Annotated in this window: 24 protein-coding genes; 20 read left to right on the top strand and 4 right to left on the bottom strand. The window is 38.1% G+C overall.

Translation table 11 applies throughout. The annotated features are described in order from the left end of the window. Positions 1-34 precede the first annotated feature (34 nt). The 19 genes from eutH (at position 35) to ACFTQ7_RS07520 (ending at position 18,288) form a co-directional block, all read left to right on the top strand. Complete coding sequence (gene eutH, locus ACFTQ7_RS07430; protein ID WP_386827952.1) at positions 35-1,276, top strand: ethanolamine utilization protein EutH; 1,242 nt, start codon at positions 35-37, stop codon at positions 1,274-1,276. A gap of 36 nt (positions 1,277-1,312) precedes the next feature. Next, positions 1,313-1,654, top strand: coding sequence for an ethanolamine utilization microcompartment protein EutS (eutS, locus tag ACFTQ7_RS07435; RefSeq protein ID WP_283871719.1), 342 nt, complete (start codon positions 1,313-1,315; stop codon positions 1,652-1,654). A gap of 10 nt (positions 1,655-1,664) precedes the next feature. Continuing rightward, positions 1,665-2,162: a EutP/PduV family microcompartment system protein gene (locus ACFTQ7_RS07440; protein WP_386827953.1), complete on the top strand. Its 498-nt coding sequence runs from the start codon at positions 1,665-1,667 to the stop codon at positions 2,160-2,162. A 20-nt stretch (positions 2,163-2,182) separates the two neighbouring features. Beyond that, positions 2,183-3,607 (top strand): ethanolamine ammonia-lyase reactivating factor EutA, encoded by a 1,425-nt coding sequence (locus ACFTQ7_RS07445; RefSeq protein ID WP_386827954.1) that lies wholly within the window; start codon positions 2,183-2,185, stop codon positions 3,605-3,607. Positions 3,608-3,612: 5 nt separating this feature from the next. Then, positions 3,613-4,983 (top strand): ethanolamine ammonia-lyase subunit EutB, encoded by a 1,371-nt coding sequence (locus ACFTQ7_RS07450; protein WP_386827955.1) that lies wholly within the window; start codon positions 3,613-3,615, stop codon positions 4,981-4,983. 9 nt (positions 4,984-4,992) lie between these two features. Next, positions 4,993-6,018 (top strand): ethanolamine ammonia-lyase subunit EutC, encoded by a 1,026-nt coding sequence (eutC, locus tag ACFTQ7_RS07455; protein WP_386827956.1) that lies wholly within the window; start codon positions 4,993-4,995, stop codon positions 6,016-6,018. Positions 6,019-6,029: 11 nt separating this feature from the next. Further along, complete coding sequence (gene eutL, locus ACFTQ7_RS07460) at positions 6,030-6,680, top strand: ethanolamine utilization microcompartment protein EutL (RefSeq protein WP_386827957.1); 651 nt, start codon at positions 6,030-6,032, stop codon at positions 6,678-6,680. A 14-nt stretch (positions 6,681-6,694) separates the two neighbouring features. Next, a complete protein-coding gene (locus ACFTQ7_RS07465) occupies positions 6,695-8,185 on the top strand; it encodes an aldehyde dehydrogenase family protein (protein WP_386827958.1) in 1,491 nt (496 codons plus the stop codon). 16 nt (positions 8,186-8,201) lie between these two features. Next, complete coding sequence (locus ACFTQ7_RS07470) at positions 8,202-8,480, top strand: BMC domain-containing protein (RefSeq protein WP_049666569.1); 279 nt, start codon at positions 8,202-8,204, stop codon at positions 8,478-8,480. A 210-nt stretch (positions 8,481-8,690) separates the two neighbouring features. Beyond that, positions 8,691-9,281 (top strand): phosphate propanoyltransferase, encoded by a 591-nt coding sequence (locus ACFTQ7_RS07475; RefSeq protein ID WP_386827959.1) that lies wholly within the window; start codon positions 8,691-8,693, stop codon positions 9,279-9,281. Positions 9,282-9,293: 12 nt separating this feature from the next. Further along, a complete protein-coding gene (locus ACFTQ7_RS07480; RefSeq protein ID WP_386827960.1) occupies positions 9,294-10,160 on the top strand; it encodes a phosphate propanoyltransferase in 867 nt (288 codons plus the stop codon). Between the two features lie 39 nt (positions 10,161-10,199). Then, positions 10,200-10,484 carry a EutN/CcmL family microcompartment protein gene (locus tag ACFTQ7_RS07485; protein ID WP_053593749.1) on the top strand — a complete coding sequence of 95 codons (285 nt, stop codon included), beginning with the start codon at positions 10,200-10,202 and terminating at the stop codon, positions 10,482-10,484. Further along, positions 10,477-10,842: a BMC domain-containing protein gene (locus ACFTQ7_RS07490; protein WP_337990913.1), complete on the top strand. Its 366-nt coding sequence runs from the start codon at positions 10,477-10,479 to the stop codon at positions 10,840-10,842. The genes ACFTQ7_RS07485 and ACFTQ7_RS07490 overlap by 8 nt, the downstream gene beginning before the upstream one ends. Beyond that, the gene (mdh, locus tag ACFTQ7_RS07495) at positions 10,842-11,786 is read left to right on the top strand and encodes a malate dehydrogenase (RefSeq protein WP_386827961.1); all 945 of its coding nucleotides are present in this window, start codon (positions 10,842-10,844) and stop codon (positions 11,784-11,786) included. The genes ACFTQ7_RS07490 and mdh overlap by 1 nt, the downstream gene beginning before the upstream one ends. A gap of 400 nt (positions 11,787-12,186) precedes the next feature. Further along, positions 12,187-13,011, top strand: coding sequence for a MerR family transcriptional regulator (locus ACFTQ7_RS07500; protein WP_386827962.1), 825 nt, complete (start codon positions 12,187-12,189; stop codon positions 13,009-13,011). A gap of 24 nt (positions 13,012-13,035) precedes the next feature. Next, complete coding sequence (locus ACFTQ7_RS07505) at positions 13,036-14,040, top strand: serine hydrolase domain-containing protein (RefSeq protein WP_386827963.1); 1,005 nt, start codon at positions 13,036-13,038, stop codon at positions 14,038-14,040. A gap of 288 nt (positions 14,041-14,328) precedes the next feature. Beyond that, complete coding sequence (locus ACFTQ7_RS07510) at positions 14,329-14,769, top strand: CcdC protein domain-containing protein (RefSeq protein ID WP_386827964.1); 441 nt, start codon at positions 14,329-14,331, stop codon at positions 14,767-14,769. Between the two features lie 287 nt (positions 14,770-15,056). Then, positions 15,057-16,553 carry a carboxypeptidase M32 gene (locus ACFTQ7_RS07515; protein ID WP_386827965.1) on the top strand — a complete coding sequence of 499 codons (1,497 nt, stop codon included), beginning with the start codon at positions 15,057-15,059 and terminating at the stop codon, positions 16,551-16,553. Positions 16,554-16,761: 208 nt separating this feature from the next. Then, positions 16,762-18,288 (top strand): MDR family MFS transporter, encoded by a 1,527-nt coding sequence (locus ACFTQ7_RS07520; protein WP_386827966.1) that lies wholly within the window; start codon positions 16,762-16,764, stop codon positions 18,286-18,288. A gap of 761 nt (positions 18,289-19,049) precedes the next feature. Here the strand turns inward: ACFTQ7_RS07520 and ACFTQ7_RS07525 are convergent. The 4 genes from ACFTQ7_RS07525 to ACFTQ7_RS07540 all read right to left on the bottom strand — a co-directional run bounded on the left by ACFTQ7_RS07525 (position 19,050) and on the right by ACFTQ7_RS07540 (position 22,472). Beyond that, positions 19,050-20,711, bottom strand: coding sequence for a b(o/a)3-type cytochrome-c oxidase subunit 1 (locus ACFTQ7_RS07525; protein ID WP_386827967.1), 1,662 nt, complete (start codon positions 20,709-20,711; stop codon positions 19,050-19,052). After that, the gene (locus ACFTQ7_RS07530; RefSeq protein ID WP_349658835.1) at positions 20,695-21,189 is read right to left on the bottom strand and encodes a cupredoxin domain-containing protein; all 495 of its coding nucleotides are present in this window, start codon (positions 21,187-21,189) and stop codon (positions 20,695-20,697) included. Before ACFTQ7_RS07530 ends, ACFTQ7_RS07525 begins: the two co-directional genes overlap by 17 nt. Positions 21,190-21,535: 346 nt before the next feature. After that, a complete protein-coding gene (locus ACFTQ7_RS07535) occupies positions 21,536-21,658 on the bottom strand; it encodes a hypothetical protein (protein WP_386827968.1) in 123 nt (40 codons plus the stop codon). Positions 21,659-22,016: 358 nt separating this feature from the next. Further along, the gene (locus ACFTQ7_RS07540; RefSeq protein ID WP_079560033.1) at positions 22,017-22,472 is read right to left on the bottom strand and encodes a chemotaxis protein CheX; all 456 of its coding nucleotides are present in this window, start codon (positions 22,470-22,472) and stop codon (positions 22,017-22,019) included. Between the two features lie 563 nt (positions 22,473-23,035). Between ACFTQ7_RS07540 and ACFTQ7_RS07545 the strand changes: the two genes are divergently transcribed. After that, positions 23,036-23,650: a pyroglutamyl-peptidase I gene (locus tag ACFTQ7_RS07545; RefSeq protein ID WP_386827969.1), complete on the top strand. Its 615-nt coding sequence runs from the start codon at positions 23,036-23,038 to the stop codon at positions 23,648-23,650. Positions 23,651-24,408 lie beyond the last annotated feature (758 nt).

Here is a 24,408-nt window from a genome sequence, read left to right on the forward strand (position 1 = left end):
TATAAATAGAAAAATATAAGGGGTGATGAGAAGGATGGCAATGATAGGAACGGTTATCGTTTATATTATTATGATTTGTGCAGTTTTAGGAGCAATTGGGGCAATTCGAGATGCTGAATATGGAATCGGTAAAGAGTTTATGAATGGTATTCATACGGTTGGACATATTTTTGTACCTGCTGCAGGGATTATGGCAGCTATACCTTACTTAACGTGGTTTATAAGTCATTTTATTAGTCCGATTTTTGAATGGATTGGTGCTGATCCAGCGATTGCGGCAACGACAATTTTAGCGTCGGACATGGGAGGCTATCAATTAGCAAATGCGTTAAAAGAGTCTTATGAAGGATGGGTCATGGCTCTAGTTGTCGGATTTATGTCAGGTGCAACAATTGTGTTCTCTATTCCAATGGGGCTTGCCATGTTAGATAAGCGAGATCATAAATATATGGCTTTAGGTATTATGGCGGGTGTTTTAACAATTCCGATTGGAGCATTTATTTCTTCTATTTTGATCGTGATGTTCAATACGGAGGTTCGTGAAGTTATTAGTACAACGGCGGCACCAACATATGTTTTTGCCATTTCTGTTTTACAAATATTAATTAATTTATTGCCTTTATTTATTTTTGTCGTGTTAATTGCGTTAGGTCTAAAACTAATTCCAAATGGCATGATCAAAGGCTTCATGATTTTTGGACGTGTGATGGATGCTGCAATCAAGCTTGTGCTAGTGTTCTCGATTGTAGAAATTTTCACAGGTATTTTTACGAAGGTTTTTGGTGCATGGGGCTTTGATCCGATCATGGCAGATAAAGTCGATCAATTCCGGGCACTTGAAACAGCTGGATACATCGGTATTATGTTAGCGGGTGCATTCCCAATGGTGTACTTAATAAGAAAATATGCATCGAAGCCTCTAGAAGCGGCAGGTGAAAAATTAGGCCTATCGTCAGTAGGGAGCGCTGGTATTTTAGCGACAATTGCTAATATTTTAGCCATGTTTACACTTGTTCGACATATGCCACCGAAAGATAAGGTCATTAACATTGCCTTTGGAGTTTGTTCAGCATTCCTTCTCGGAGATCATTTATCGTTTACAGCTAACTTCCAACCGACTATTATTTTACCGGTTATTGCTGGTAAGTTTTTAGCGGGTGTTATCGCAATTATATTTGCCTATAAGCTATCTGTTCCAACAGCTCTAAGGCTAGAACAAGAGGACCGCAAGGCGGGCATTATTAAAGAAGGAGAATATTTAGAGCAAAAGTCTTGATTAAATGAACGATGAACTTGAAAGAGGTGATGACGTGTGAGTGAAGAAAAGAAACGGTTTATTCAGGAGTTTGTGCCAGGAAAGCAGCTAACATTAAGTCATCTAATCGCAAACCCTGACCCTGATATGTTTCAAAAGCTAGGTATCCAAGAAGCAGGTGCACTTGGCATCATGACATGTACACCAAGTGAGACAGTTATTATCGCAGGGGATTTAGCAACAAAGTCAGCGAACGTAAAACTTGGGTTTTTAGATCGCTTTACCGGCAGTCTCGTAATTGTTGGCAGTGTCTCCGAGGTTGAAATGGCGATGTTAGAGATTAATCGTTTTCTATCAGAGAAGCTTGGCTATACGCCATCAAAAATAACGAAGTCATAGGATGTGCCGTATGAAAAATCGAGTAATGATCATAGGTGGTGTGCAAGCAGGGAAGTCGACATTGATGAATGCGTTATTAGGAAAAGATAGACAAGCCAATAAAACACAAGCGCTCGTTTATGATGACTGGATTGTTGATACACCCGGAGAATATATAGAAAATCCAATGTATTACAAAAACATCATGGCAACATCGCTTGAAGTCACACATGTGATTTATTTGCAGGATGCCACGTCATCAAGGAGTGTTTTTCCTCCGCAATTTAGCTTAGGAATTCCCAAAATACAAATTGGTGTTATTACAAAAATTGATGCACCTCTTGCAGATGTAGAAAGAGCGACAGCGTTATTACAAAATGTCATGACGCATGGTCCTATTGTGAAAACTTCTTCGTGGCAAAAGCTTGGTATTGAGTTTATTGCGCCACTTATTCAGCTCAATTCTGAAGAAGAAATTCGTCAGTTTGTGAAGGATCGTGATAGTCCTTATCTCATGTATTGCCAGTAGTGGCGAGAGGGGGGAGTAAGTTGAAGACAGAAAAAATTTATAGTGCAGGCATTGATATTGGAACAAGTACAACAAAAATGGTCGTCAGTAGTTTTCTGTTGAAAAACGTTGCAGGTGTAACGCATGTGCCTCGCATAGAAATTATTGAAAAAACGGTTTTACATCAAAGCCCGATTATTAAAACACCATTTATCAATAAAGAAATTATCGATATGGAAAAAATCGAGCAATTTATTTTTCAGCAATATCAATTGGCCCAAATTGCACCAGCAGATATTGCAACAGGTGCCATTATTATTACAGGCGAATCTGCAACAAAGGAAAATGCTAGCGAGGTGGTTCATGCGATTGCGGATACAGCTGGACACTTTTTAGTTGCTACCGCCGGACCCGATTTGGAAGGAATCATTGCAGCAAAGGGCGCGGGTACTTTACAACAATCAAAAAATATGGCCAAAGTTATCGCTAATATCGATATCGGTGGTGGTACAGCAAATATTGCGGTAATGCACTACGGAGAAGTAATTGGTACGTGTACATTGCATGTCGGAGGGAGACTCATAGAATTTCAGAATGGCATTGTCCAATCGATTTCACCACCCATTATGAAACTGATGGAAAAATGGTCAAAGCCATTAAAGGTGGGTGATGCAGCAGAGGATGTACGTGTCACACAACTAATCCAAGAAATGGCGGATATAGTCGCGATGACACTCAGCGGACAATTGACAGATGAACAGCATCCGTTATTGTTAGGACATTTGCCAACTTGGAATAAACCAGTTGAAGCAGTCGTTTTTTCCGGTGGTGTAGCGGCTTGTATTTATGAACAGGCATGTACAAACCGTCAATATGATGATATCGGCGAAAAATTGGCGACATACCTTTTGCAGCACGAACAGTTACAATCCTTTTTATGGCTAAAACCAGAGGAAACAGCACGGGCAACGGTGACTGGTGCAGGTACCCAAACAACTGAGATTAGTGGTGCAACGATTCAAGTAGACGCGGAAGTATTGCCTTTAAAAAATGTGCCTGTTTTCGATTGCCATATGGATACGAACAGCCAAGAATTCGACTATGCGGTAAAAACAGCGGTTGAACGAGCCAATGCTCTATTTTCTATACAGGAGAATCGCTCACCGTTTGCACTCTATTTTAGTCAGTTACCCTATTTAAGCTTCCAGGATGTCCGTGCTTTATGTGAAGCTATTTTGAAACACTTAGCGACGATAAGCTCCAAGGAACTACCAATTATCATAGTCATTCAATCAGATTATGCAAAAGTTATTGGGCAAACGATACAAGCGATTAATCAAACAGTTCCCATCATTTGCATCGATCAAATCAAAGTGGAAACAGGCGATTACATTGACATTGGAGAAGTACTGCCATCTGGAGTTGTCCCAGTCGTTGTAAAAACACTTGCTTTTCACTCAAAGTAAGGAGGATGAATGTGAATCTATCGGTGATATTTGGTGGAGAAAAATATAATTTTAAATCATTGAAGGATGTAATGGCCAAGGCCAATGAAGAAAAATCAGGAGATCAGTTAGCTGGAATTGCTGCTGAATCTGTACAACAACGAATTGCGGCAAAGGCCGTTCTAAGTGAGCTGTTAGTGAAAGATATAAGAGAAAACCCATTAGTTCCTCCCGAAGAGGATGAAGTGACACGCATTATTGAAGGAGATATTAATGAGCAAATTTATGGAGAAATTAAAAACTGGAGTATCGAGCAACTACGAGAATATATTTTATCCAATGACACAGGCGATCGGGAATTAAAACGCTTAAGCAAGGGTATGAATTCAGAAATTATTGCGTCCGTTACAAAGCTAATGTCCAACTTAGATCTCGTCCATGCTGCCAATAAAGTGGAAATACTGTCAACTTGTAATAGTACGATTGGACAAAAGGGCACACTTTCTTCAAGATTACAGCCGAATCATCCAACAGACAATATTGACGGTATTATTGCTTCATTAAAAGAGGGCCTGTCCTATGGTATAGGTGATGCGGTCATTGGGATTAACCCAGTAGATGATTCAGTTGAAAGTGTGAAAAAAGTATTGCAAGCAACAAAGGAGTTTATCAATGATTGGTCGATTCCTACACAAAACTGTGTATTAGCACATATTACAACACAGATGAAGGCTATTAAACAAGGTGCACCTGCCGATATGATTTTCCAAAGTATTGCAGGAACAGAAATTGCTAATCGCTCGTTTGGTATTTCTGCTGACCTAATAAGAGAAGCAGAGGAGCTTGTGAAAAAGCAAGGAACAGGAACTGGACCGAACTTATTCTATTTTGAAACTGGACAAGGCTCGGAGCTATCTGCTGAGGCACATATGGGTATTGACCAAGTAACACTTGAATCGCGCAATTACGGATTTGCTAGACATTTTAATCCGTATATTGTGAACACGGTAGTTGGCTTTATTGGACCTGAGTATTTATACAATAACAAACAAGTTATACGTGCAGGACTAGAAGATCACTTTATGGGCAAAATGCACGGAATTCCAATGGGCGTTGATATTTGTTACACAAACCATATTAAAGCAGACCAAAATGATGTTGAAGATTTAAGTGTTTTACTAACAGCTGCTGGTGTCAACTTTATTATAGCTGCACCAATGGGCGACGATGTCATGTTGAACTATCAGTCAATGAGCTTCCATGATGTCGCTACATTACTTCAAACGTTTGGTAAAAAACCAGCACCTGAATATCTAGCGTGGTTAGAAAAAATGGGCATTTATGAAAATGGTCGTCTATCTGCAATAGCTGGCGATTTATCTATATTTGAAAGGTAGGTGAGTCCATTGAATGAACAATTAGTATCGATGATTACACAGCTCGTAATAGAAAAGATGGGCAATCAAACGCCCGACGAACCTTCCCATGAGACGGCTGTACCAATAGAAGACCAAAAGGAAATACTTATTAAACTTCAAGCTAAGGAAACTAGTGAAGCTGATATAGTAGCAAGTCCGAGCGCAATAGAACGGTCAAATGAACCATTAATTAAACTTTATCATTCTGAATCACATAACCATGAACAATTGTACTACAGCGCAAGTAATAATGAACCAACTGACACTACGGCACCTATTACAGCTTTTAAATTTGAAGAGGATGAAGTGTCTGAAAGTGTTCAAGCTGCTAAAAAGCATACACCTGCAAGAATAGGTGTTGGGAGAGCTGGGACAAGGCCAAAAACAAAAACGTGGCTAAAGTTCCGACTCGATCATGCGGCGGCAGTAGATGCGGTGTATGGGGAAGTGACAGAAGGGCTCCTACAAAAGCTTGACGTCTTTCAAGTAACAACAAGAGTGACAGATAAGGAAGAATATATTACTAGACCTGATTTAGGTCGTCGTTTATCAGATGAATCAAAAACACTTATCCAATCGAAGTGTGCAAAAAATCCAAAGGTACAAATCATTCTATCTAACGGATTAAGTGCAAGTGCGATAGAAGAAAATGTGCAAGATGTTTATTTAGCGTTACAGCAAAGTCTCAATAATTTAAATATAGAAATAGGAACGACTTTCTATATTGATAAAGGGCGTGTAGCTCTTATGGATGAAATTGGCGAGCTTTTACAAGCAGAAGTGATTGTTTATCTAATCGGTGAGCGTCCGGGACTTGTATCAGCCGAGTCAATGAGTGCCTATATATGCTATCAACCTAGAATTGGCACAGTAGAAGCTGATCGAATGGTCGTTTCGAACATTCATAAAGGTGGTATCCCACCGTTAGAGGCTGGAGCCTATTTAGGAACAGTCGTGCAAAAAATATTGCATTACAAGGCAAGTGGAGTTGGTCTTGTGGCAAAAGAAGGTTAGGGGGACAAACAATGAATCCTCAAAAAATTATGGCAGAAATTTTGGCAATGCAAATCATTCCAAGAGTGAATAATGAATTAGCAGAGCAATTAGATTTAAAGCCATATCACAATAGCATTGGACTCGTAACTCTAACAATAGATGATGTTGGATATGTAGCGTTGGACGAAGCTACGAAAAAAGCAGATGTTGACGTTGTTTATGCAAAAAGCTTTTATGCTGGAGCTGCACACGCATCTGGGCCATTATCTGGTGAAGTCATTGGCATCATTGCTGGTAGCTCGCCTGATGAAATACGCAGTGGTTTCGATGCAATTCAGCAAAAAATCCAGTTTGATACGTATTTTGAAGCCATTCTTCAAAATGAAAACCACGCTCTTTTTGCACATACTGTAGCAAGCTGTGGTACGTATCTGGCTGAGCTAGCAAACGTTAAAGTTGGAACAGCCCTTGCTTATTTAATAGCACCGCCCCTTGAGGCTGTCGTTGGTTTAGATGCGGCATTAAAGGCGGCAGATGTAGAACTAAAGGTCTTCTTTGGTCCACCATCTGAAACCAATTTCGGTGGCGGTTTACTAAGTGGTAGCCAATCATCCTGCCAAGCTGCTGCAAATGCATTTAGAGAGGCTATTGAGAATTTAGCGAGAAATCCAGTTGTTTAGAAAGGAGGGGCTTTATGGCCACACTAGATAAAGATTTATTAGCAATTCAAGAAATGAGAGACGCCGTGAGACGTGCCAATATTGCACAGGCTGCTTACATGCAGTATTCACAGCAACAAGTAGATCATATCGTCAAGGCTGTTGCGGATGCCGCATTTAAAGAGGCAGAACGTTTGGCAAATATGGCCGTTCAGGAAACAGGAATGGGCATACCTAATCATAAAAAAATGAAAAATGAGGTAGCCTCTAGAGATGTCTATGAAGATATTAAAGATTTGAAGACTGTTGGTGTCGTTGGATTCGATCGAATGAAGAAAGTTACAGAGATTGCTAGTCCGTTTGGCGTAATCGCGGGCATTGTACCAACGACAAATCCAACATCAACAGCAATCTTTAAAACACTTATCTCATTGAAAACTAGAAATGGTCTCGTTCTAAGCCCACACCCATATGCGGTTGATTGTACAAAGGAAGCTTTAGATATTTGTAGAATAGCTGCAGAAAAAGCAGGCGCACCAGAAGGATTGCTACAATGTTTAACAATGTCTTCTATGGAAGCTACGCAGCAATTAATGAAGCACCCAGATATTCACTTAATTTTAGCGACTGGTGGCGGTGCTCTAGTAAAAGCAGCCTATAGTTCAGGCAAACCTGCATATGGTGTAGGACCAGGAAATGTCCCAGCTTACATTGAAAAATCTGCGAATATATCTAAATCTGTTCGCCAGCTTGTACAAAGTAAGTCTTTTGATAACGGCACAATTTGTGCTACAGAGCAATCAATAATCGTAGATAAAGTCATTGCAGAGCAAGTTTTAACAGAGTTAAAGAAAAACAATGCGTATATTTTGAGCGATGAAGAGAAGGTGAAGATGGAGAAGCTTATTTCTCCTGTACCAGGGAAGGTAAATCCTCAAATTGTAGGTAAGTCAGCAGCTTGCTTAGCAGATTCTATCGGAATTACCGTGCCGGAAGATACAAAAGTACTTGTTGGCATGGAAACGATGATCGGCAAGAACATTCCATTTTCACTTGAAAAACTATCACCGATATTTGCGTTATATACAGTTGAGGACAGTACAGAGGCAAAACAGGTGATGATTGATTTACTAAACATAGGTGGACGCGGACATACGTGCTCGATTCATACAGAGAATACAGCTTTAGCTGAACAGTTTTCAGTCGATTTACCAGTGTCCAGAATTGTTGTCAATACATTATCATCTATTGGCGCAGTTGGTGGAACTACTGGATTGGCACCATCCTTTACATTAGGGTGTGGTACGTTTGGTGGCAATATTACGTCCGATAACATTACAGCGAGACATTTATTAAATATTAAACGTATGGCTTATGGCATTAAAGATGTAGAAGTGCCAAAACCAGAATTTTTAGCAAAACCAGTAGTAGAGAATATCAAGGCACAAGATCCATCTTTGGATACAGCCGTAGTTCAACAAATTGTTGATCAAGTATTAAAACAAATAACATTACAAAATAAATAATTTGGAGGAATGACAAATGAGTACAGCATTAGGAATGGTAGAAACAAAAGGATTAGTAGGAGCAATTGAAGCGGCGGATGCAATGGTGAAGGCTGCTAGCGTAAATTTAGTAGGAAAAGTACATGTTGGTGGCGGTATTGTCACTGTATTAGTTCGTGGTGATGTAGGAGCAGTAAAAGCAGCTACTGATGCAGGTGCAGCAGCGGCACAACGTGTTGGAGAACTTCTATCAGTTCATGTAATCCCACGCCCACACCATGAAATAGAATTAATTTTACCAAAAGCAGAAGCTTAATTTTATTTCAGTCCGAAAAAGGCGACGGAAAGAAGAGACGAAGTGACGGAAAGAGAAGCCGAAGCGAAGGATAGAAGCCAGAGCGAAGGAATGAAGGTCCGAACCGACGGATAGAACATCATAAACGGAAGGGCAGGATGCTAGACATTGCTCGTCATCCTGCTTTATTCCCTATAACAATATAGCTAAAAAGATATAGAGGTGGCTAACTTGAATACAGCGACAAAAACATTTCCTGTGGCCATTTCAGCTCGGCATATACATGTCAGTGAAGAGGATTTACAGGCACTTTTTGGTCCGAATGCAGCGTTAACGAAGGATTTTGATCTTTCGCAGCCAGGACAGTTTGCAGCTAAAGAGCGTGTCTCTATTGAGGGACCAAAAGGTGTTCTTCACAATGTACGTGTACTAGGTCCAGTAAGAGCGGCAACACAGGTGGAAATTAGTCGAACAGATGCAATGAAATTGGGATTAACCCCTCCGTTGAGACAATCGGGTGATATCGAAAGTTCAGCTGGCATCAAATTAATCAATCAAGAAAAAGAAATAATCATCAAGCAGGGAGTTATTATTGCACAGGCACATATTCATATGACGGAAGAAGACGCATCAGTATTGGACGTACAAAATAATGAATTAGTATCTGTTGAAGTTGATAGTGAGCGACCTGTGACATTTCGTGGGGTTGTAGTACGTGTATCAAACGATTTTAGTCTAGAGATGCATATTGATACAGATGAAGCGAATGCGGGCTTTATTGAACAGCAAGCACAAGGAAGAATTATCAGATCATTGACATAAGGAGGAGGTTAGATGCAGGAAAATTTAATCCAAAAAATTGTTGAAGAAGTATTACAGCAAGTTTTAAAAGATCAGCCTTCCTCTCAACATGACGGAAAAATCCCTATTGGTGTATCAGCACGACATGTACATCTTGCTCAAGCGGAAGTGGAGCAGCTTTTTGGTGAGAATTATCAATTAACACCGAAGTTTGAGCTTTCACAGCCAGGACAGTTTGCTGCTGAGGAAACAGTTGTTATTGCTGGTCCAAAGGGTTCTATCGAGCGGGTACGCATTTTAGGTCCAGCACGTTCATTATCTCAAGTAGAAATTAGCTGGACAGACGCGATGAAATTAGGGGTTAAGCCACCTTTAAGGGTATCAGGAGATATAAAAGGCTCTAGCCCCGTTACACTTATTGGTCCAAAGGGCAGTGTCGTGCTAAATGAGGGACTGATTATTGCACAAGCACATATTCATATGTCGCCGACTGACAGTGCTCGGTTCCAAGTAGTGGACGGACAATCGGTACAAATTAAAGTAGAAGGTATAAGACCGATTATTTTATCAAATGTAATGATTCGCGTTTCAGAGCGTTATCGATTGGAGATGCATATCGATACAGATGAGGCAAATGCCGGTTTAATCCAACAAGGTGCATTTGCGGAAATTGTCAATGCTCAAGCTAAGGAACAAATGAATGTCAAAGAACTTGCACCAGTCGTAAGTCAGGCTGAAAAACCAGTAAGCTATCAATTTGAAAAGAAACTACTTTCCCAAGTAGAAGTGCTTGAAATAGAGGCACAGGAAATTGTGGTTCCTAAAAAAACAATTGTGACAGCATTGGCGTATGACAAAATACGAGAGCTGAATAAGACGTTAACAATTCGCTCTGAGTAATTTTAGTATAATCCATGCAAGATAAAGAGGGTGAAGTTCATGCAGATGGGACGAGTGATAGGTAGTGTATGGGCAACACGCAAAGAAGAAGGTTTGAATGGCTTAAAATTATTAATTATTCAACCTATCGATTCCAATCAACAGCCAATTCGTACAGAAATTGTAGCAGCTGACCGTATCGGGGCAGGAATTGGAGATGATGTACTCATTACAAGTGGTGGATCATCCCGTTATATTATGAAAGAAAATCCGTTACCTATCGATGCGGTCGTTATAGGTATTATTGATTCTACAGAAGTAATGCGAGGTGAAGAGAATGAGTAGCGCTATTGGAATGATTGAAACAAAAGGATTAGTAGGCTCTTACGAAGCTGCTGATGCGATGATTAAGTCATCAGATGTAACTATCGTCAAGCAAGAGTTCGTCGATGGTGGGATTGTGACTGTAGTCGTAAAAGGTGATGTTGGTTCTGTCCAGGCAGCAGTAGAAGCTGGAAAAGCCGCTGCAATGCGTGTTGGAGAACTATTAGGCGCTCACGTAATTCCGCGGCCAGATGAAGATGTTTTTCAAATGATTAAAGGACCAGAAGCACCAAAGAAAAAGCCGGCATCAACTCCAACATCGACGCGTGCTAAAAAAACGACGGAAACAACAGCTACTGAAAATCGAGGTGAGGCTTAATGACATTTCGAAAAAGTAAAATCGCTGTTATTGGAGCTGGTCATACTGGTGCAACTTTAAGCTTATTTTTAGCCCAAAAAGAGCTAGGCGATGTTGTCCTGTTAGATATTCCAGAAGCGGAGAATCCGACAAAAGGAAAGGCGCTGGATTTATTACAAGCAGGACCAATCGAAAAATTTAATGTTTCTATTAAAGGAACGAGCAATTATGAGGATATAGCTGGAGCAAATATTGTCATTATTACAGCTGGTATTCCTCGTAAACCAGGCATGAGCCGAGATGATTTAGTGACGACGAATGCAAAAATTATTCAACAAGTATCTAGACAAATAAAACATTATGCTCCGAACAGCATAGTCCTTATATTAAGCAATCCAGTCGATGCCATGACATATGTTTGCTATAAGGAAACAGGCTTCCCAAAAAATCGTATCATCGGTCAATCAGGTGTGTTAGATACAGCGCGTTTTAATACATTTGTAGCACAAGAACTGCAAATTGCACCAGAGGATGTATCAGGATTCGTCTTAGGTGGACATGGCGACGAAATGGTCCCTTTAATTCGATATTCCTATGCTGGAGGTATCCCATTAGAAAAACTGATTCCTCAAGACAGACTACAGCAAATCGTAGAACGTACACGTAAAGGTGGCGGAGAAATTGTTGGTTTGTTAGGCAATGGTAGTGCTTATTATGCGCCAGCCGCTGCATGTGCACAGATGGTTGAAATCATCATGAAAGATCAACGTAAAATAATTCCTTCTATCGCCCTTTTAGAAGGAGAGTACGGTTACCACGAATTATTTTTAGGTGTACCGACAATATTAGGTGGCAATGGCATTGAATCAGTTATTGAATTGCACCTGACAAATGAAGAAAAAGCGGCGCTCCATCAATCGGCAGAAGCCGTTAAACAAGTAATAACACTTTGTCAAAACATTTAACTTCTTTGATATGTAGGATCCCCAACTATGTATCTGTTGTTATAAAATTTAGCTCGTAAAAATGTTTGATTGGAAACCGAACATTGTACTTAAAAGCTAGTTAAAATTCCCCCGTATTTATATAGAATAAGAAGCTCTCTTTGATCGTGAAAACGACGAGGAGAGCTTCTGTTTGTTAAGGCCCCCCTAGCTAGCTATAAGAATAAATTATGCGGGCACAATTCAAAATCTGGGCGTATTGTTTATCTGAAGCGATAGTTTTAACTTCTTTCAGCAAATGTTTTCTGTAGCGAAAGCTAATTGATTTATCCCAAGGGGAAATTGATCGTTGACTTTGACCTAAGGGGAAGGTGTATAAATGAATTGTAGCAAGTAACAAATCTATAAGTGAGGTGGTTTTGTGCTAACAATTGGAGAATTTTCGAAGATATGTGGTGTCTCGACAAAAACACTTCGATATTACGATGAAATTGGATTAATTAACCCAGATGAGATAAATGCTGAAAGCGGTTATAGGTATTATTCCATCGAACAACTAAAAAGGATGCTCTATATCAATCGGTTAAAATCGTATCATTTTTCTCTTGAAGAAATTAAAACTATGCTGGAAATAGAAGAGGATCAATCCGAAGAAATGCTTTGTTCGGCGCTTAACCATAAGAGAAATGAGATGCAAGAAAAACTAAAGGCTTTTGAATATCTTATAAAACAACTAAGTCATGATATTGCAAACTTAGAAAAGGGGATAGCGATCATGTCGTACCTTGACGCTATCGAAGTACAGTTGGTTGAAACAAAGCCGATGAATATCCTTCATAAGCGACTCATAATGAGCAGTGATGACTATGCATCGGGATATGGTAACCATTTTAGCAAGCTATATGAAAAGATTGCGACGGAGCAGCTCACTTTACTTGGTAAGCCGATGACGATTTACCACAGCCCTGAATTTAATCCTACTGGTAATGATACTGAGTTCGCTATTCCAATAGTTGAGTCTGTCAAAGGAACGAGAGATTTGCCTGGAAGTCTCTGTGCTAAATCTGTTTTAAAGGGGGCATATCCAGAATTAACATCTGTCTATGCTAATTTAATGAAGTGGATCGAAAACGAGGGTTATGAATTGATATTGCCGCCATATGAAATATATGTAACAGATCCACGTCAAGTAAACTCCCCTGAGGATTACATTACGGAGGTATATTTTCCTGTAAAGAAAAAATGACAAAATAACCATTAGGAGGTTCCTATGCAAACAACAATAAATTGGCACACGGTAAAGGCTGAAAGCATATATATGAACAATGAAAAGCTTTCCAAGCTAGAGCACACGATAAAAAGTGATTATAACAATATAAATGGTATTGTAATAATTAGAAATGGTAATTTAGCATATGAAAAATATTTTAATGGGAAAAGTCCTGATGATTGTCACCACGTAGCATCTGTAACCAAAAGTGTACTATCTGCACTTATAGGCATCGCTATCGATAAAGGATATATTAAAAGTGTTGAAGAAAAGGTGATAGATTTTTTCCCTAAATATATTTCTGATGCTAATAAGCAGAAACAACAGATTACTATACGACATCTTCTCACGATGACAGTCCCTTATCCATATGAGGATTGGCATGAGCCGCTAGATATTCTATGTCAACAGCAGGATTGGATAAAATATACACTTGATATTATAGGTGAAAAGGGGGAATTAGGCGCTTTTAAATACTCCACAGCTGGAGCACATTTACTGTCAGCTATTCTTACTAAAAGTACTGGCAAGAGTGCACGAGCGTTCGCTAATGAACATTTGTTTAAACCGCTTGGCATGAAAGAAATTCCTAACAATAAAATGAACGCTTATGGGTTTGATGATTTATTCGGGAAAAACGTTAAGGGGTGGGTACATGATCCAAACGGACAATCGACAGGTGGATGGGGACTCACATTAACTACTCGTGATATGGCACGATTTGGCTACCTTTATTTAAACAATGGCGTTTGGGATAATAAAAGGGTTCTCTCAGAGACATGGATTCGTGATTCAAAAGAGATGAACTCTAATAATTACGGTTATTTATGGTGGCTACGACAAGAAGACGGACTTTCTACATATTCAGCTATAGGGGATGGAGGCAATATGATCTGTTGTATACCAAAAATGAATATGGTTGTGGCAATTAGTTCAGAATTCATCGTGAATCCACGAGATAGATGGCCGTTAATTAAAGAGTATATAATTCCAGCAGTATTATAATATTTATGTTTTACATAAAAGAAGGTAAATGAGTTATCAAAATAACAACTACTTATACCCAATTTTACATTTAAGTTGATCCTCTCCGAGTAGAAATGAAAAGATGGCAAAAGTCTTTTACATTCCTAATTGGGGAGGTTTTTTTATGAGAGAATAAAGTCTTTTTAAGGTACTTCTTTGAAATTACATCTACAAGAGGATAGTAGTTTAAAAAAATGGACTATTATTATTATCTTTTAAAATATACTTTTATTAAGAATTTATTTTTAAATAAAGAGAGGGTAAAAAATGAGTAGCTACTTGGTTATCCTTTTAGTCATTATTCTTCTTATGTTAAGGGAGAAAAAAGTTAGACCAACTCGAATGTGGATAATACCAATTTTGTTAATTTGGATAACGAGTACTTCTATTTTAAGTTCAGATAATTTAACGCCGAAAAGCTTTATCTTGTACTTCATTTGTTTAACAATTGGCATAGGTATCGGGATATGGAGAGGAAAATTAGAAAAAATTCGTGTTAATCATGAAAGAGGAGTCGTAACTACACAAAGTTCTGTCGCTGGAGTTATTTTATTTCTTGGCATTCTTCTTTTACGAGTACTTGCAGCAAAATGGGGGAAAGAGCATGCTGTCATATCATTAACGAATGCTCTTATGTTTATACCGCTTGGTAGTGTATGTGCCCGTCGGATTATTATTTATATGAGATACAAACAACTTACTAGATGAAAAAAATATGGATTTTAAAATGTTTCTTTTCGCAACACCGGTAGCGTGAACTTCTCCAACAAATGGCTATCCAATATACTTCACGTTGTGAAAGCACCGTGAAGACGCTTCTTAATCGCATTCTACAAAAAAATGATGTAGAGGATCGAACGCAAGCAGTTGTACGAAAGGTATAATAAATTATAGAATTTAATCAACTACTATGCGATAAAAAATACTATAAAGTCCATAATATACAAAATATTCGAAAATATGATAAAATAGTAGCGTGAAAAGGAGGATGAAGTATGACTGTTCAACAATTTACTGATTATGTGAAAAAAATGCAGCACTACGGAGAAGCACTTAGTGTGATTTATTGGGATATGCGGACGGGCGCACCTAAGAAGGGGTTAACTCAACGTTCAGAGGTAGTTGGAACATTATCAGCTTCCTTATTTGAAATGCAAACTAGTGAAGAGTTAGGGAAATTACTAACGGATCTAGAGGGACAAAAGGCAGATCTCGATTATGTTACACTGCGTTTAGTAGAGAAAGTACGGAAAGATTATGATCAAAATAAAAAAATTCCAGCTAATGAATATAAGGAATTTGTCATTCTACAATCTAAAGCGGAAACAGCGTGGGAAGAAGCAAAAGCGACGAATAATTTTGCTTTATTCCTACCTTATTTAGAGGAAATAATTAGTTGGCAGAAGAAATTCATTCAATATTGGGGTATTAAAAACGGTTCTCCGTACAATACATTACTAGATTTATATGAACCGGAAATGACGACTGATGTTTTAGATCAAGTTTTTGGTGAATTACGTGAAACAATCGTTTCTCTTGTGCAAAAAATTGCAGATTCACCAAATAAACCAGATACAAGCATATTATTTAAGCATTTCCCTCGTGAATCTCAACGTGCATTATCATTGGAAATGCTAACACAACTTGGCTATGATTTTGATGCAGGTCGCTTAGACGAAAGTGTGCATCCATTTATGATTGGCTTAAATCATGGAGATAATCGTATTACAACGAAATATGATGAAAATGATTTCCGCTCAGCAATTTTTGGAACAATCCATGAGTGTGGACATGCCATGTACGAACAAAATATCGATGTGAAACTTGATGGTTTACCGTTAGCAACGGGTACATCTATGGGAATACATGAATCCCAATCTTTATTTTATGAGAATTTTGTAGGTAGGAACGAAAAGTTCTGGGAGCATAACTACGAGCGACTTCAAAAGTATTCACCTGAGCAATTTGGTGATGTAGCATTAGCTGATTTCCTGCGAGCAATTAATATGGTGGAACCATCGTTTATTCGCATTGAAGCAGATGAGTTAACATATCCACTACATATTATGATTCGTTATGAAATTGAACGTGACTTATTCAACGGTGATCTTCAAGCGAAGGATCTTCCGCAAGTATGGAATGATAAATATGAGGAATATTTAGGCATTCGTCCTGAAACAGATGCAAAAGGGGTACTACAAGATATGCACTGGTCAGGGGGCATGTTTGGTTATTTCCCATCCTATGCTTTAGGAATGATTTACGCTGCACAATGGAAGCATGCAATGGATAAAGATATTCCAAACTTTGATGAGCTGTTAGAAAAAGGAGAGCTTCTTCCAATTCGTGGGTGGTTAACAGACAAAGTCCATCAATACGGTGCGTTGAAGAAGCCGTTCGAATTGTTACAAGAGGCAACAGGGGAAGGCTTAAACGCCAAATATTTAGCAAACTATTTACAAGAAAAATATACGAAGCTGTATCAGCTTTAAAGGTCAAAGCGATTTCTCTACTACTATAGAGAAATCGCTTTTCATATTCAAATGACCCACTTCTTTCCAAAAGAAAATGCTGAATCCTATATCGTATATAAACTTGATTAGAACTGATATAATACAAAATGATTATTTAAACATCCCCTATCAAGATACATATTGATAGTTAAAAATAGTAGGGATTCACAAATACGGAGGTATGAAAGTGGCAAAGAATACAAGTAAAATAGGTGTAGTAATCGCTGGGCTATTATTAGCGATTTTAATGGCTGCAATGGATAATACAATTGTAGCAACGGCAATCAGTACAATTGTCGGAGATCTTGGTGGATATGACAAACTTGTCTGGGTGACATCAGCTTATATGATCGCGTCGGTTGCAGGTATGCCGATTTTCGGGAAATTATCCGATATGTATGGTCGTAAAAGATTTTTTATTTTCGGTTTAGTTGTATTTTTAATCGGTTCGGCGCTAGCCGGTACAGCAAACTCAATCATTCAGCTTAGTATTTACCGTGCAATTCAAGGTATTGGCGGTGGTGCATTAATGCCAATCGCATTCACAATTATGTTTGATGTAGTGTCTCCAGATAAACGCGGTAAAATGGGAGGCTTATTCGGGGCAGTATTTGGTCTATCGAGTATCTTTGGTCCGCTTCTTGGAGCCTATTTAACAGATTATGTTCATTGGTCTTGGATTTTCTATATTAATTTACCACTGGGGCTAATTGCTTTTGTGTTAGTTACAAAATTTTACAATGAATCTGTTGTACATGCGAAGCAAAAAATTGACTACTTTGGCGCAGTTACTTTAGTTAGTGCAGTAGTTAGTTTAATGTTTGCTCTTGAGCTAGGCGGTAAAGAATATGCTTGGGGTTCCGCAATGATTCTTGGATTATTCACTCTATTTGGAGTGCTTCTTATTAGCTTTATCTTAATAGAACTACGTGTAGAAGAGCCTATTATTTCCTTTAAAATGTTCAAAAATCGTCTTTATGCAACGAGTAATGTCATTTCAATATTTGCTGGTGCTGCTTACATTACAGCTGCCATCTACATTCCAATTTTTGTTCAAGGCGTACTTGGAGGCTCGGCAACGAACTCAGGTCTTATTTTACTTCCGATGATGGTCGGTTCGGTTGTAACCGCATCTGGGGGTGGAGCTCTCCTCACGAAATTTAAGTATCGAACGATTATGTTACCGACTTTAACTCTATTCGTTGTTGGAATTACCTTGCTTTCAACATTGACAACTGAAACGTCACACTTTATGGTAACAATCTTTATGATACTCGTTGGTCTTGGCATTGGCTCGTCTTTCTCTGTTTTGAGCAATGCTGTTATTCATGGTCTTAGTATGAGACAACGTGGCTCGGCTAACTCAACGCTAAACTTCAATCGAGAACTTGGAATGACATTAGGAATTACAGTGTTTGGGATTATTCAAAACCATATTTTCTCAAATAAATTAACGTCCGCGTTTAGTGGTCAAGCACATAATGGTATGGATTTAAGTGATCCTAGTGTAATCCTAACATCTGAAACTCGAAACGTCATTCCTGTAGAGGTTCTCGATAAAATGCAAGAAGCACTTACTATTTCAGTTGCTCATACTTTTGCTTGGGCGATAATCCCAGCTGCTATTGCGTTAATTATGGCATTTGCTATGGGTAGAGAGCAATTCGACCCTGCTTCTGAAATGGAAACGTACAATCGCGAGGCATCACATTAATATATGAGCCTGTGTTTCACAAATTATCAAAATGCGGCCTCTCCTCAATTAAAACTGTTATAATACGAAACGTATATTTTAAAACATTTCAAATTCGAAATAACAATAAAAATTGAGGTAGTCATATGAAAAAGCAGTTGAGATTGCGCAATTTACGCATACAAAAATAGAAAAAGAGAGCTCGCTAAAAAATATTTTTTAAAAATGATCGGTAGGCAAAAGAGAGACATTATGCAAATTTTGCAGATACCTTTACTAAGAGGCAAGGACAAACCATTCCTCTGATACCAAAAAAGCTGGTGAAGTTTTACGGAATGTAAAATTTCACCAGCTTTGTATTTTTCGTAATAAAATTTCAAACCGTTTATACGAAGTGCGGGTTGTCCTGCCTATCATCCACGTATGGTGCTTGAACTGATTTTATGCGCCTATACGCAAGTGAAAGAAGCTTTCAGAAGAAATAAAGAACACCATTTATGTCAACGCAAAATTGAAGTGGAACCAGTTTTTGGAGTCTTGAAGGCTAATTTGCATTTCACTCGATTTTCTCTCTGAGGAAAATTGAAAGTAGAAAACGAAATAGGTCTTGCATGTATTTATAGCTGTAAATAATTTGAGAAAATTAACGGCTATTCACTAAGAAGTGTAAGCTAAAATAGAGAGAAATCAAAAAAAGTGAAATTAAGCACACTCAATTTCACTTTTTTAATATTAGAAGCTAGTTTTGTTCCAACCTCTTTTTATGAAGATATAAAACATTATTACCAAAGCTTATAGCCTTTAGAGCCAGGTGGAGAATTAGAAATAATATCGATAATTGGAATAGTATAAGCAAATAAAATTAATGCTACTAAAATAATTAGCCATACTTTAAAGTTCTCTAAAATAGCTGGTGTCGTACCACCGTTTTCATGGACCTCACCAACTGGGAATTCTTCTTCGCCTTTTGGTGCAAACCATGCTAATTTCACCACAATATAAATAATGATTAAAATAGCGATGAACAGAATTGTACCACCAACAGCTTGAGCGATTTGATATGGAATCCAGTCATAGGCTTGTTGAGCACCGCCATACTCGGAATAATCAGAGCGACGAGGTGCACCAATCAGACCAGCGATATGCATAGCAGAAGACATAATCGTCATACCGACCGCCCATAAAATAGCTGTAAAATTACCAAGATTGTTTAAAGATTTAGTCAGTGTACGACCTGTTAAATGTGGAATTAACCAAAACGCCGCACTGAAATAAGTTAAAACGACTGCTGTTGCAATTGTTAAATGGAAATGCCCTGTAACCCAAATAGTATTATGGATTAATTGGTTCATTTGGTAAGAAGCATTGACGATACCGCCTGCACCACCAGGAATAAATGCTACCATACCGATAAATGGAATGAAGAAACGAGAATCTTTCCATGGTAATTTTTTAAACCAGCCGAAAAGGCCTTTCCCCCCTAATTCACGCCCTCGTAATTCAAACATTGAAAACATCGAGAAGGCAGTCATTAAGGATGGTACGATTACAGCAAATGTTAAAATGACTTGAATGAATTTCCATGTACTAGCAATACCAGGCTCTGTTAATTGGTGATGGATCCCAACTGGTACAGAGAAAATTAAGAACAGCATAAATGATAATCTTGCTAAAGAATCAGAGAAAATTTTTCCGCCAATAACCTTTGGAATAACGACATACCAAACCATGTAAGCTGGTAATAACCAGAAGTACACAAGAGCATGACCGAAATACCAGAATAATGTACGTGATAGTGCAACGTCAACGCGTTCGATGAAACCTAAGGACCACGGAAGTAGCTGGAATAAAACGGAGACAGCTACACCTAAAGTTGCTACAAACCACATTAAATTATTGACAACAACCATAAATGATAATAATGGGCTACGCTCTCCGCTTCCTTTGTTTTCTTTACGCCACTGTGCATATCGTAAAATTTGACCTGCGCCGCCAACCCAAGAACCAACCACGACTAGTGTAAGGCCTAAATAGAATATCCAGTGAGCTTGCAGTGGAGCATAGAACGTATATAAAACAGTTGCTTTGTTCAGTAGAACCATTACTGCAGCTGCTGCCGTACCGATAGTCATTAACCAGAAGCCGATCCAACCAAGGCGACGTTGTCCGCCTGAGAAAGTCCCCGATGTACGGCTAACACTGGCAATTTGGAAACCAAAAATAAAGAACGTTGTTAAAATAAGACCGAGTAATACACCGTGTACAGTTAAAACTTGATAATAACCAATGCCTGCTGGTAATGTAAATTGACCAGAACGAACGAAAACCTGTAATAAACCTGCAAGACCCCCTAATAATAATGCGATGAATGCCACGTATATATGTGCCATTGCTAGCTTCGCATCACGACGATCCACTTTTGTCAAATTATTGTTGAGACTCATTTGGATCCACCACCTTTAGCATAGAGTGCATCATCGTATGTCCTGTACCACAGTATTCATTACATACAATTAAAAACTCTCCTACTTTATTTACTTCTGTCACATATTCAGAAATGTATCCAGGTTCAAGCATCATATTAATATTTGTACCTGCAACTTCAAAACCGTGCATGACATCCGCACTTGTTGCGATAAATTTCACCTTAGCTCCTAGAGGGACCTCTATTTCTGGCGGATTGTAATTAAATGCTGATGCTAAAACAACCACTTCATAGTCCCAATCCTTACCTTCAACTTTGTGAACACCAGGATTATCGAAGGGAGGGAATTCATTTACTTTCTCATAATCTAGTGTTTTTTTACCATTGTTCGGATGTGAGCCTTGATGAAATGCACCGATGCCGAGAATGATAAGGAATGCTACTAAAGTAGTAACTCCAAACACAAGCCAGTATTTCTCATACTTATGTAAGTGCATATGTCTCTGTCCTTTCTTATTCTTAATAGAATCAATTATGCCTCGGCATAATTGCGTCCGGAATCAGCTTTGTGCTTAGGCCTGCACGAGGGCCGACACGATGTCGGTCATTTCGGTAATGCCACAGGACGTGGCGTTTTTACCGATGCAGGTCAGTTAGCCGTTATCGCATGGATGCGATGATCTTAGGCTAACATCCTGTATTGAACTCCTTTCTGATTCCATGACATCCGCCGGAGGCTTTAGGCCAACATAAAGTTGGTCACTCAGTCGTTGCCACAGGACGTGGCGTTATTAGACTGAGTTCCTCTATTTCAGTGGGTGTTTGGACACCCGTTGAAAGAAGTTAAAAACGATTGATGAACAAATCGAAGCAGTACACCCAAAGTAAGATAATAATGATTCCTACTCCAAATACCGCATAGAGTGAACCATTTAAATTTTCATCTGACTTTTTTTTATTTGCCATTTTTGCTCCTCCTTCGCTTTTAGTTTGTCTTTCTTATTGCCATGATATATAAATAAAATTCTTTTTGATGTGAAAAAAATCACACATCTTGACGAATAATGTGAAAAAAATGTGAAAAATTGAGGGTGGAATAAAAAAAAGCCACCTCTATAGTCATTGAGATGGCCGCATTTTGGTTGAAAATGAAGTGATTATTATTGAAATCTATTATTTTTCAAGAAATTTTACTATATGAAATTTAGACTTGAGCCTTAGGGGGCATTCACCGTTTATTAAAGAGAATGATAAGGCGTAATCATAAATGTTTGATGTGTAGGCATAGGATGTATAAATTGAACCAGTTCGATATTCTAGAACTTTATTCTTCTTCAATTGTTAAAAGAACTGTCAGTGGACCGACGCTTGGAATTGTGACAGGGAGTATAAAGGCCTTTTCAAAGCCGTATAATTTTGTGTTACCAACCATCACCGTTGGCGGTGTGATATCAATTTCTAAGCTTTCTTGTCCGACGGTAGTACATAGATTTCCGGCAATCATATTGCCAAATTCCCCTGTAAAGGATTCCAACATTTCCCCTTCGAGAGGCATACCAAACATCGTATTGCCGATGCCACTAAATGTTTCTGGAGACGAATCAATGATTACTCGGCCCTTTAAATCACCTATTAAACCAATTAAAACACCCATTTGCTGTTGTTGAAATGGTTCAGAAATAATACTCGGCGTTTTCACGTCTATCTCCATAGGTAGGATCGATTTTAAAGCGTGGATTGTCCCATTTAAAATAGTTTGAAAGTACTTCGAATTACTCATTTTTACCGCATCCTTTTTCCGACTTTTCTACATCTTACCATGTTAAATGGGTAAGATGAAAGTATGTCTTGACGAATTAATGGGAAATTTATATTATATTATTGAGAATGATTTTCAAAATCATTGAATGGACGATTTTATAAAAAAAGGAGCGGTCAGCGATGACATTCGTATTGATTGGAACGGCAGTGGTTATCTATATTGGAGTAGGGAAACACGTTATGAAACAGGCGACTGCGCATTTAAAATAAGAGAATAAACAATAACGACAATATTTTTACAAGTAGAGCATGGTCTAAGCAATTTAAAGATCATGCTTTTTTTTACGAAAATATTTATCTTACATACTTTCGAGGGAATAAAGAGGATAATTATTTGTTTTTTTCTGAAAAATGTTGAAAATGAGAATTGGTTTTTTATAGACTGGTTACGAGGCTATTAATAAGACATTAACATCATACAATGTTTATTAGTTGCTAATGATCGTTCTGGCTACTGTAGTATCAAAAAATAAAAATGGATAGGCAATCAAGCGATGTCCTATAGAAAATTAGGTGAAGAAAATGACGAAGATATTATTAACAGGGTTTGTGCCATTTCTTGACTATAAAATAAATCCAACGATGCAAATTGTAGAAAAATTAAATGGGGAAAAGATGGATGGCTATGAAATTGTAGGACGCATTTTGTCTGTAGATTTTCAGCAATCCGCTCAGCAGCTGAAACAATATATTGCTGAGATTAAGCCACAAATCATTATTTCATTAGGATTAGCTGGAGGCCGATTTAAAATAACGCCAGAGCGAATTGCGATTAATATTAAAGATGGGGAAGCAGATAATGAAGGTTATACACCAGTAGATGAGAGCATTTATGATGATGGTGTAGATGCCTATATCACGAATCTACCTATTAGAAATATGGTAAATCGATTATGCAAAGAAGGATATCCAGCGGAGATTTCAAATACGGCAGGTACCTATTTATGTAATAACATTATGTATGAAGGGGTTGTTTACGCGAAGCAACATAAAGAGGTACGTGCTGGATTTATTCATATTCCTGCGTCATTTGATTTGGCGATTCAACATGGAAAAATACCGGGATGGAATATCCAAGATTTAATCACGTGTATTAGGCTCTGTATCGAGGAGACAGTTCGTTCAGAAAATGATTGATTTTCCTCAAACGATGAGGATAAATCCATGACGGTATTGATATAAAGATTAACGTAGCCACTAGGATTAAAAATGATAAATTCGGTTGCTTGGTTCCCATTATCATTCCAAAATTGGCTAGCTGATAGAGTCGCCCCAATAGTCAAATCAATATCCAATGTAACAATATTGAAATATCTATTTACTGTTGGAATAATATTTCTACTAGGTTCAACGACTGGGGGAGGGTCTTTCAAAGGAATGTTTCTAGCTTTTATACGTGGCCAAATAAACCGATCTTCACATTCACATTCTTGCTCGATTTTTCGGTGGTTCCTAAAGTTCACCATAAGTTTATCACTCCATTTAACTACGTACTTATCTATTCACTTTTATATTTACAATCGCACACCAATCTTTTTTTCTTACTTTAAAATATGAAGAAAACTATTAGTTGAATAGTTTCACATCCATTTTTGCAATAGAAATTAGTAGTTAGAAAAATAATGACCATAACGTGTGATTAATTTCTGTTCAGGCTGGGCGTTATCCTGGTATAAGGTTTTAAGAAACATCATTACCTAGTAATAATGAGCCTATAATGCTTTAATTTAATAAATAAACAGGACGATATGGATGAATATGGCGTCTAAAATCCTGATATATATGCTTTTAATAGTAAATTAGTGTTATACTTTGCTTGTCGAATAAGGTAGAATATTAATTATGACTATCTTCATTCATAAAAACTGCTTCCTCTGAAGTGGTAAGATGAATGC

Origin of the sequence: Lysinibacillus sp. NPDC056959 (assembly GCF_042674095.1) — a bacterium.
Lineage (GTDB): Bacteria > Bacillota > Bacilli > Bacillales_A > Planococcaceae > Lysinibacillus > Lysinibacillus zambalensis.